This window comes from Micromonospora matsumotoense (assembly GCF_900091525.1).
Lineage (GTDB): Bacteria > Actinomycetota > Actinomycetes > Mycobacteriales > Micromonosporaceae > Micromonospora > Micromonospora matsumotoensis.
This window is the reverse complement of record NZ_FMCU01000011.1, coordinates 206,187-215,218: the sequence shown is the minus strand read 5'-3', so window position 1 is coordinate 215,218 and position 9,032 is coordinate 206,187. Positions and strand designations below refer to the sequence as shown.

The following is a 9,032-nucleotide window of genomic DNA, read 5'->3' as shown; positions in this document are numbered from 1 at the left end:
CAACCCAGCCCGACCAGCCCGGCCCGGCCCGAGCAACCCAGCCCGACCAGCCCGGCCCGGCCCGAGTAGTCCAGCCCAGCCCGACCAGCCCAGCCCGACCAGCCCGGCCCAGCCCGACCAGCCCGGCCCAGCCCGACCAGCCCGGCCCGGCCAATCCAGCCCGACCAGCCCGGCCCGAACGACCCAGCCGAACGATTCGACCCGGCCGGCTCAGCCCGGCGGGGGCGGGGCGCCCGGTCGCCGGCGGTAGGGGGCCCAAGCGACGAAGCGCTCGAACAGGTCACGCGGCGTCGGCCCGTCCTGCGGGTTCAGCCGGAACAGGTCATGGCTCGCCTCGTGATAGAGCGCCCGGACAGATAGACGGCCAGGTCGACGAGGTGTGCGTCGTACTCGATGCGGAGCAGTAGCCGGCCCTCGGCGCACGGCCACGGGCCGCCGCAGGCCCGGCACACCCACAGCGGTCGCAGCGGCAGGTGCGGCCGGCCGCCCGGCGGGTGGGCGCGCGGCGGGTGGGCGCGCGGCGGGTGGGCGCGCGGCCGGTCGGCATACGGGCCGAGGCGTGGCACTGGAAACGAACGGGAGTTCACCGGTCTCGACCTCCTGTGGTGGTGGGGGTGGGGCCGCCCCTGCACGGGGGGTCACGGGCGGCCCCGGCGCGGGCCGGACGGAAGGCGACCCGCTGGTGACATTCTGGTGATGACACCACTACTCTCGGAAGGCATCGACGCCGGGCTGGGCGAGGTCGGGTCGACGGCGAGGGCCGTCCGGTCAGACCGGGGAGGCAGCCGGGACAACCGTGGAGGACGTGTGGAAAGTGAACCGACCGCCGAGCTGATCCGGGCACAACTGCGCAGACTGCGGCTGCACGCGGAGCTGAGCCAGGAGGAGTTCGGCAAGCTGGTCCACTTCTCCGGCTCCCAGATCTCCGCCATCGAGCTGGGCCAACGCCCGTTCGACCGGCTGTTCCTGAAACGGGCGGACGAGGTCCTGACGACCGGCGGGCTGCTCACCTCACTGCTCAGGCTGGCCGAGCGCTACTCGCAACCGAACTGGTTCCGGCCCTGGCTGGAGGCCGAACGCCAGGCACAGCAGCTCTGGTGTTACCACCCGACGCTCGTCCCGGGTCTGTTGCAGACGGAGAACTACGCCCGTGCGGTGATCCGGGCCGACGACATGCTCAGCGACGACGAGGTGGAGCGGCGGCTCGCGGTCCGGTTGGACCGGCAGAGCGTGCTCAGTCGTTCGCAGCCGCCGAAGCTGATCGCGGTGGTCGAGGAGGCGGTGCTCCGGCGCGCGGACGAGAGCTTCCGGGGCCTGATGGTCCAGCAGATCGCCCACCTTCTGGAGTGCGTCGACCAGCCGAACGTCAGTGTCCACGTGATACCCGCCGAGGTCAGCACCCACGTGGGTCTCGCCGGCCCGTTCACGCTGGCGCTCGGCAACGACAGCGGTTGGGTCGGTCATCTGGAGAACCAGCTCAATGGCACCACGATCGACAAGGACGGGGAGCTGACTATCCTGATCTCGCGGTGGGAGAGCGTCCGCAGCGAGGCCCTGCCCCACAACCAGTCGGCACTGCTGATGAAGGAAGTGATGACGTCATGGAGCTGACCGGTGCCACCTGGCGCAAGTCCACCCGCAGCGGCAACGGCGAGTGCGTCGAGGTCGCCGACGACCTGCCTGGCGTCGTCGGGGTGCGCGACAGCAAGGACCCGACCGGTCCCGTCCTCACCTTCGACCGCCAGGCCTGGCGGTCGTTCGTCACCGCCACCGGCAACGGTGTCGGCACCCGCTGACCCGTCCCGGCCCGGACGAGGGCAGCCCGCTACGTCGGAGGCCGGCGGCTACGTCGGAGGCCGGCGGCTACGTCGGAGGCCGGCGGCTACGTCGGAGGCCGGCGGTAGACGGAGACGTGGGAGCGGGATTCGGCGGTGAACTCGCCGCCGGTCCAGTCCGCGTGCCGGCTCTCCAGGGCGAACCCGGCGAGCTGCGCCATCAGGTCCAGCTCGGCGGGCCAGATGTAGCGGTGCGGGGTACGGAACAGCTCCGCCTGCCGGCCGTCGGCGAACCTGAAGTGGTGCGACACCACGTGCTGCGCCAGCACGTCGTAGGTGTCCAGGCCGAGGTAGCCGGGTTCGGAGTGCCATACGACGGCCTGCTGCCCGGGTGGGAGTTTGCGCAGCTCGGGCACCCACAGCTCGACGACGAACCGGCCACCGTCGCCGAGGTGCCGGGCGGCGTTGCGGAAGCACGCCACCTGCTCGGCCTGGCTGAGCAGGTTGGCGATCGTGTTGTAGACCAGATAGACCAGTGAGTATTCGCCGGGGGCGACGGCGGTGGCCATGTCTCCGGCGACCACCGGGATGGTCTGCGCGTCCACCTTGGTCCGGAGCTGCGCGATCATCGGGGCGGACAGCTCGATGCCGGTGACCGGCACCCCTCGGGCGGCGAGCGGGACGGCCACCCGGCCGGTGCCGATCGCGAACTCCAGCGCCGGCCCGTCACCCGCGAGCGCGGCGAGCCGGTCCACCGTGGGCCCCAGCACCTCAGGGGCGAACATCCCGGTGCCCGGCGTGTCATACCGCCGGGCAGCCTCCCCGTCCCAGATCTCCTCCTGCCGCATACACCGACAATCACCACCCCCCACCCTCTCTGTCCACCGATTTCCCCCCACCGCCCCCACCCCGGCCGCCCGTCGCCGGCCCCCGCCGGCCCCCGCCCGCCGCCGGCTCCCATCGTTGGTGATCAAGAAGTTTGTGGGCCTACGAGCTGGAAATTTGACGCAAACCTCTTGATCAACGCGACAGGGGCGGGCGGTGCGAAACGGGTCGCCGGGAGGGTGGGCGGGTTCTAGGCTGCCCGGATGCTGCTTCGTACGTCGACCACCCTGCTGCGGACCCTGCGCGAGGACCCGGCGGACGCGGAGGTGCCGAGCCACCGGCTCCTGCTGCGCGCCGGTTACATCCGTCGCGTCGCCCCGGGCGGGTACGCCTGGCTGCCGCTGGGCAAACTGGTGCTGGACCGGGTCACCGAGATCGTCCGGTCGGAGTTGGCCGCGATCGGCGACCAGGAGGTGCACTTCCCGGCGCTGCTGCCGGCGGAGCCGTACCGGACCAGCGGCCGGTGGGCGGAGTACGGCGACGACATCTTCACCCTCGCCGACCGACGGGGTGCCGAGCACCTGCTCGCCCCGACGCACGAGGAGATGGCGACGCTGCTGGTCAAGGATCTGGTTTCGTCCTACCGGGACTTCCCGCTGACGATCTTCCAGATTCAGACGAAGTTCCGCGACGAGGCCCGCCCCCGGGCCGGGCTGCTGCGCGGACGGGAGTTCCTGATGAAGGACGCCTACTCGTTCGACCTGGACGACGAGGGCCTGCGCGAGTCGTACGCCCGGCACCGGGCCGCGTACCGGCGGGTCTTCGACCGGTTGGGGCTGGACCACACGGTGGTGCAGGCGGTCTCCGGGACGATGGGCGGGTCGGCCTCGGAGGAGTTCCTGGCCACCACCCCGGTCGGTGAGGACACCTACGTCGGCTGCACGGCCTGCGACTACGCGGCGAACACCGAGGCGGTGACGACCCCCGGCCCGCCCGCCGGTGACCCGGATTCGCACCTACCCGCCGAGGTGCACGACACCCCGCAGACCCCGACCATCGCCGCCCTGGTGGCGCTCGCCAACGACCGGAAGCTCGCCGGGCGGCACGACTGGACCGCCGCCGACACCCTGAAGAACGTGGTGCTGACCGTACGCCGGCCCGGCGCGGAGGCAGCCGAGGTGCTGGTGATCGGGCTGCCCGGCGACCGGGAGGTGGACCTCAAGCGGGTCGCGGCAGCGCTGCACCCGGCCGCCGTGACGGTCTTCGACGACTGGGCCGCCCACCCCGGGCTGGTCCGGGGCTACCTCGGGCCGCAGGTGCTGGCCGGGCTCGGCCTCCGTTATCTGGTCGACCCCCGGGTGGTCACCGGCACCGCCTGGCTGACCGGGGCCAACGAGCCGGGGCGGCACGCCACCGACGTGGTCTGCGGACGGGACTTCGCGCCCGACGGCACCATCGAGGCCGCCGAGGTGCGCCCGGGTGACCCCTGCCCCGCCTGCGGCACCACCGGGACCACCGGAGCCGGCGACGGCAGCGGCAGCGGCAGCGGCAGCGGCAGCAACGGCGGCGGCGGCGGCGAGCTGACTATGCGGCGGGGCATCGAGATCGGGCACATCTTCCAGCTCGGCCGCCGGTTCACCGACGCGTTCGCCCTCGACGTGCTGGGCGCGGCGGGCAAACCGGTCCGGCCCACCATGGGCTGTTACGGCATCGGGGTGTCCCGGGCGGTCGCCGCGATCGCCGAACAGCACCACGACGAACGGGGGTTGGTCTGGCCGGCGGCGGTCGCGCCGTGCGACGTACACCTGGTGGTGGCCGGGAAGGGGCCGCAGCTCGACGCGGCGCTCGACCTCGGCGGTCGGCTGTCGGCCGCCGGCCTGCGGGTGCTCGTCGACGACCGGGCCAACGTCTCCGTCGGGGTGAAGTTCACCGACGCCGAGCTGATCGGCATCCCCCGCGCCGTCGTGGTCGGCCGCCGACTTCCCGAGGGGTACGTCGAGCTGCGTGAGCGGGCTACCGGCGGGCACGAGGAGGTCGCCTGGGAAGGCCTGGTCGACCAGCTTCTGCGTCGGGTTCGCGGCAACGGGGTGTAGCGGACGTGCCACGGGGTATCGAAGTGGGATCGTCCAAGGGTGGTTGTTGTGCGGAGGGCTCTCATGTACCGGGTCAGTGACGTGATGACGAAGCAAGTGGTCTATCTGTCGGCGGAGACCACCCTGGACGAAGCGGCCAGGGTGATGAAGGAGGCCGACATCGGGGACGTGGTGGTCACCGACGGCTCCACGCTGGCGGGCCTGCTGACCGACCGGGACATCGTGGTGCGGGCGGTCGCCGAGTGCAGCGACCCGGCCAGCACCTCGATCGGCTCGATCACCACCCGGGAGGTGGTGATGATCGAGCAGCACGCCACGGCCGGCGAGGCGGTGACGTTGATGCGCGAGCGCAACATCCGACGCATCCTGGTCTGCGACAACGAACGCAAGCTCGTCGGCATCGTCTCCCTGGGCGACCTGGCGATGCAGCTCGACCCCAGCTCGGCGCTCGCCGACATCAGCGAGGGCGCACCGAACAACTGACCCGCCCGGGGCGGGCGACCCACGACCGGTGTGGTCGCCCGCCCGGCACTCCCTCGTCCCGGCTCCTTCCAGCCCGCACACGGGCGGCACGGCAGTCTGGTGGCAGACCCGCGCGGGGTGCGGCGGTAGCCTGGCGGGATGTCCGAGATGCCGACGAGGCTGGCCGAGATCGTCGGGGAGTTCACCGACGCCCCCCGCGACGTGGTGCTGGAGATGCTGCTGGAGTACGCCGACGTGATCCCGCCGCTGCCGGCCGGGGTGGATCGCGACGACCTGGAGCAGGTCCCCGAGTGTCAGACGGCGTTCTTCCTGCGTGCCGAGGTCAACCCGGACCGCACGGTGACCACCCTGTTCGACTGCCCGCCGGAGGCGCCCACCACCCGGGCCTTCGCCGGCATCCTCGCCGAAGGGCTGGCCGGGGCGAGCGCCACGCAGGTGCTGGACGTGCCGGACGACCTCTACCAGCGGATGGGCCTGGCCCAGGTGATCAGCCCGTTGCGGGTGCGCGGCGGCACCGCGATCCTGGCCCGACTCAAGCGGCAGGTGCGGGAACAAGCTGGCTGAGCTGGGGGTTGTCTCCGATCATGGAGATCGAGATCTACGCCGACGTGGTCTGCCCCTGGTGCTACATCGGCAAGCGCCGCTTCGAACAGGCCCTGGCGTCGTACGACGGTGAGGTGACCGTCCGGTACCGGCCGTTCCAGCTGGACCCGACGCCGGTGACCGCGCCGCAGCCGCTGCTGGACGCGCTGGCCGCGAAGTTCGGCGGCCAGGAGCGGGCCCAGTCGATGGCCGGGCAGGTGACCCAGGTGGCCGCCGAGGTGGGGCTGACGCTGAACTTCGACCGGGCGGTGAGCGCCAACACCTTCGACGCGCACCGGCTGGTCCGCTTCGCCGACGGGCACGGCCGGGCGGGTGACGTGGTCGAGGCGCTCTACCGGGCGCACTTCACCGACGGGGTCGATGTCGGCTCACCCGAGGCGCTGGTCGCGCTGGCGGTCTCCGTCGGGCTGGACGAGACGGAGACGCGCGAACACCTGGCGTCGAACGCGGGCCGGCGCGAGGTGGCCGCCGACCTGGCCGCCGCCCACCAACTCGGGGTGAGCAGCGTGCCGACCTTCGTGCTCGCCGGCAAGTACGGCGTCACCGGAGCGCAGGAGCCGGAGACCCTGCTCGCCGCGCTGACCGAGGTCGCCCAGCGCGAATCGGCCGGCTGACACCGCAAGACCGGCACCTCACCGAGGCCAAGCTGCTGCCGCGACCCGCTGACGCGTCCCCGCTCCCAGCCCGGCGCGCACACAGGACGACCTAGCCCGGCCGAGCTAGGTCGACCGGGCTGGGCGGAGCGGGGCTGGCGCAGGGTGCGGCGACCCCCATCAGACATCGACGATCGTGATGTTTCACGTGCAACAACATCGATGGTCGTGATTGGCTAGGCGGGTCGGGCCAGGCCCTCCACCACCCGCGCGCCCGGCAGTGCGCCGAGCGCCGGCCCGGGGAGGGCGATCTTGCTGTGCCGTACGCCGGAGCCGATGATCACGTGCGGGGTGGCGATCACCCGGGCGTCCACCAGGATCGGCCACGATTCCGGCAGCCCGATCGGGGTGATCCCGCCGTACTCCATCCCGGTCGCCTCGACCGCGTCGGCCATCGGGGCGAAGCTCGCCTTGCGGACGTCCAGCGCCCGGCGGACCACTCCGTTGACGTCGGCCCGGGTGGTGGCGAGCACCACGCACGCGGCGTACCGGATCTCGCCCTCCCGCTTGCCGGCGATCACCACACAGTTCGCCGACACGTCCAGCCCCACCTCGTACGCGGCACAGAAGGCCGCCGTGTCGGCCAGCGTGGCGTCGATCGGGGCGACCAGGACGTCGTCGACGTCGACGGGCGCCTCCGCCGACCACTGCGCCAGCGCGGCGGCCACCGGCGTCGCCAGCAGGTCGGATCGGGTCCGGGCGGGCTCGGTCTTCAACGTTCCCATCACGGCAGCGATCCTCGCACCTCACGCCGCAGGCCACCCGCCGGGGCACGCCCGCAGGTCGTCGTGGACGCCGCAGGCCGCCGGGCACGCCGCAGGACGCCGGGCACGCCGACCGACGGCCAGCCGACAGGGCCGACAGGGCCGACGGATCAGTTGCCGCCGAGGAAGGAATTCTCCTGCAGGAACGCCCGGTCGTCGGCCGTCGCCGACCGGCCGACCCGCAGCACCTGCGGCCGACGGGCCTCCAGATCCTCCATGCCGTGCCGCACCGCGAGGCGGATCACCCCGTAGAGGAAGACCAGACCGAACACGTAGAGCAGCACCGTGACGACGAAGACCAGCATGGCGTCACGGTAGGCAGAACGTGAACCCGCGCCCGACTCATCTTCGGCCGGGTCCCCCGTACGTGTCGACCAGGTAGTCGGTCCAGGTCCGGCGGCCGGTCGGGACGGCGGTCGTGGTCAGCCCACCCGCCCGCAGCTCACGACCCAGCCGCCCCGGCAGGCGCACCGGCAGCAGTGGACCACGGGACCGCCGGGCCGCCCGCCAGGCCCGTACCGCCTCGTCGAAGCGGAGCACCTGCGGACCGCCGTACTCCTCGACCCCGGTCAGCGGGCCGGTGGCGAGGCGGTCCGCGAGCCGGGCGGCCACCTCGTGCTGGTCGACCGGCTGGGCCAGCACCGCCGGGTCACCCGGTACCGGGCCGATCCGGCCCGCCGCCCGCAACAGCCGGTCCAGGAACACCGGGAACTGGGTGGCCCGCAGCACCGTCCACGGCACCGGTCCGGCAGCCACCACCTGCTCCGCCGCCTCCTTGTGCCGGTAGTACGGGATCGGCACCCGGTCCACGCCGACGATCGAGACGTACAGCAGATGGGCCACGCCCGCGTACCCGGCGGCCAGGGCCAGCCGGCGGGTGCCCAGCACGTCCACCCGGTGTGTCCGGGTGCCGCCACCGGGCCGGGAGGCCAGGTGCAGCACCGCGTCCATCCCGGCCACCGCCTCGACCAACCCGGCCCCGGTGTCCAGGTCGGCGACCACCCAGTCCGCCGCCGGGTCGTGCCGGGGTCGCCGGCTCATCGCCCGCACCGTGAATCCGTCGGTACGCAACCGGGGCAGCACCGCCCGCCCCAACGTCCCGCCGGCACCCGTCACCAGCACCCGCATCCCGTCTCCCTCCGCCGACCGCCCGACGGGCCGGCCACCCGGAACGTGACACCGGCCCCCGGCCTCACCTGAGCAGGTCGACGACGGTCAACGCGAGGAAGAAGACGACCACCGCCTCGCTGATGATCCACGAGTGCCGGTCCGCCCAGTCGCGCATCCGGGGCAGCGTCCGGTCCGCCCGGTCACCGAGCAGCAGCAACGCCAGCAGCGGCAACGCGAGCAACAGCAGGGTCAGCAGCATGAACGGCACCAGGTGCCACCACGACAGGCCGTGCCGGGCCGCGCTCGCCCCCACCGTCACCATCGTGAGGTCGTCGGAGGGCATCACCACGAAGAGCAGCAGTCCCAGCCGGAGCGCGTACCCGAAGCCGGCGTGCTGGAGGCGGCCCATCCACTTCGGCTCGCCGGAGGAGTGCCGCCGGACGAACACCACCACCGCCAGCACCACCAGCAGCCCGAGCACCACCCAGTCGATGGCCGTCTCGACCGGGCTGCGGCCACCCCCGCCGGCCGCGCCCTTGATCACCCGGAAGACCAGCCAGGCGAGGGTCGTGCCGACGACCACCACGATCGCGGCGCCGGTCAGGAAGCCCAGCGACGCCCGACGGGGCCGGTCGCCGGAGGCGAGGAAGACCGCCGCCACCAGCTGCGTACCGGCCACCATCACCACGGCCATCGGCAGGATCGTCAGGAAGTTCATCGCCCACC

Annotated in this window: 11 protein-coding genes and 1 pseudogene; 6 read left to right on the top strand and 6 right to left on the bottom strand. The window is 72.7% G+C overall.

The window, feature by feature from the left end; translation table 11 throughout:
• Positions 1–210: 210 nt before the first annotated feature.
• Positions 211–587: pseudogene (locus GA0070216_RS35645) on the bottom strand (hypothetical protein).
• Positions 588–807: 220 nt separating this feature from the next.
• Here GA0070216_RS35645 and GA0070216_RS21895 point away from each other — a divergent pair.
• Complete coding sequence (locus tag GA0070216_RS21895) at positions 808–1,611, top strand: helix-turn-helix domain-containing protein (protein WP_091249281.1); 804 nt, start codon at positions 808–810, stop codon at positions 1,609–1,611.
• Positions 1,602–1,796 (top strand): DUF397 domain-containing protein, encoded by a 195-nt coding sequence (locus GA0070216_RS21890; RefSeq protein ID WP_091249277.1) that lies wholly within the window; start codon positions 1,602–1,604, stop codon positions 1,794–1,796. Before GA0070216_RS21895 ends, GA0070216_RS21890 begins: the two co-directional genes overlap by 10 nt.
• 86 nt (positions 1,797–1,882) lie before the next feature.
• On the opposite strand, the gene GA0070216_RS21885 is transcribed toward GA0070216_RS21890, so the two are convergent.
• Positions 1,883–2,623, bottom strand: coding sequence for a class I SAM-dependent methyltransferase (locus GA0070216_RS21885; RefSeq protein ID WP_091249274.1), 741 nt, complete (start codon positions 2,621–2,623; stop codon positions 1,883–1,885).
• 240 nt (positions 2,624–2,863) lie between these two features.
• Between GA0070216_RS21885 and proS the strand changes: the two genes are divergently transcribed.
• The 4 genes from proS (at position 2,864) to GA0070216_RS21865 (ending at position 6,393) form a co-directional block, all read left to right on the top strand.
• A complete protein-coding gene (gene proS / locus GA0070216_RS21880) occupies positions 2,864–4,693 on the top strand; it encodes a proline--tRNA ligase (RefSeq protein ID WP_091249270.1) in 1,830 nt (609 codons plus the stop codon).
• A 63-nt stretch (positions 4,694–4,756) separates the two neighbouring features.
• Positions 4,757–5,176, top strand: a complete 420-nt coding sequence (locus GA0070216_RS21875; RefSeq protein WP_091249268.1) for a CBS domain-containing protein — start codon at positions 4,757–4,759, stop codon at positions 5,174–5,176.
• Between the two features lie 138 nt (positions 5,177–5,314).
• Positions 5,315–5,740: a SufE family protein gene (locus GA0070216_RS21870; RefSeq protein WP_091249266.1), complete on the top strand. Its 426-nt coding sequence runs from the start codon at positions 5,315–5,317 to the stop codon at positions 5,738–5,740.
• A 20-nt stretch (positions 5,741–5,760) separates the two neighbouring features.
• Positions 5,761–6,393, top strand: coding sequence for a DsbA family oxidoreductase (locus GA0070216_RS21865; RefSeq protein ID WP_091249262.1), 633 nt, complete (start codon positions 5,761–5,763; stop codon positions 6,391–6,393).
• A gap of 215 nt (positions 6,394–6,608) precedes the next feature.
• Here the strand turns inward: GA0070216_RS21865 and GA0070216_RS21860 are convergent, their stop codons facing one another.
• The 4 genes from GA0070216_RS21860 to GA0070216_RS21845 all read right to left on the bottom strand — a co-directional run bounded on the left by GA0070216_RS21860 (position 6,609) and on the right by GA0070216_RS21845 (position 9,024).
• The gene (locus GA0070216_RS21860) at positions 6,609–7,157 is read right to left on the bottom strand and encodes a YbaK/EbsC family protein (protein WP_091249259.1); all 549 of its coding nucleotides are present in this window, start codon (positions 7,155–7,157) and stop codon (positions 6,609–6,611) included.
• Between the two features lie 149 nt (positions 7,158–7,306).
• Positions 7,307–7,501, bottom strand: a complete 195-nt coding sequence (locus tag GA0070216_RS21855) for a hypothetical protein (RefSeq protein WP_091249256.1) — start codon at positions 7,499–7,501, stop codon at positions 7,307–7,309.
• A 37-nt stretch (positions 7,502–7,538) separates the two neighbouring features.
• Positions 7,539–8,324, bottom strand: coding sequence for an SDR family oxidoreductase (locus GA0070216_RS21850; RefSeq protein ID WP_091249253.1), 786 nt, complete (start codon positions 8,322–8,324; stop codon positions 7,539–7,541).
• 64 nt (positions 8,325–8,388) lie between these two features.
• Positions 8,389–9,024, bottom strand: a complete 636-nt coding sequence (locus GA0070216_RS21845; RefSeq protein ID WP_091249250.1) for a GAP family protein — start codon at positions 9,022–9,024, stop codon at positions 8,389–8,391.
• Positions 9,025–9,032: the final 8 nt, after the last annotated feature.

Coding starts and splice junctions, on each gene's coding strand:
- GA0070216_RS21860 (WP_091249259.1), bottom strand. CDS start 7,157: ATGGGAACGTTGAAGACCGAGCCCGCCCGGACCCGATCCGACCTGCTG.
- proS (WP_091249270.1), top strand. CDS start 2,864: ATGCTGCTTCGTACGTCGACCACCCTGCTGCGGACCCTGCGCGAGGAC.
- GA0070216_RS21855 (WP_091249256.1), bottom strand. CDS start 7,501: ATGCTGGTCTTCGTCGTCACGGTGCTGCTCTACGTGTTCGGTCTGGTC.
- GA0070216_RS21870 (WP_091249266.1), top strand. CDS start 5,315: ATGTCCGAGATGCCGACGAGGCTGGCCGAGATCGTCGGGGAGTTCACC.
- GA0070216_RS21875 (WP_091249268.1), top strand. CDS start 4,757: ATGTACCGGGTCAGTGACGTGATGACGAAGCAAGTGGTCTATCTGTCG.
- GA0070216_RS21845 (WP_091249250.1), bottom strand. CDS start 9,024: ATGAACTTCCTGACGATCCTGCCGATGGCCGTGGTGATGGTGGCCGGT.
- GA0070216_RS21865 (WP_091249262.1), top strand. CDS start 5,761: ATGGAGATCGAGATCTACGCCGACGTGGTCTGCCCCTGGTGCTACATC.
- GA0070216_RS21885 (WP_091249274.1), bottom strand. CDS start 2,623: ATGCGGCAGGAGGAGATCTGGGACGGGGAGGCTGCCCGGCGGTATGAC.
- GA0070216_RS21850 (WP_091249253.1), bottom strand. CDS start 8,324: ATGCGGGTGCTGGTGACGGGTGCCGGCGGGACGTTGGGGCGGGCGGTG.
- GA0070216_RS21890 (WP_091249277.1), top strand. CDS start 1,602: ATGGAGCTGACCGGTGCCACCTGGCGCAAGTCCACCCGCAGCGGCAAC.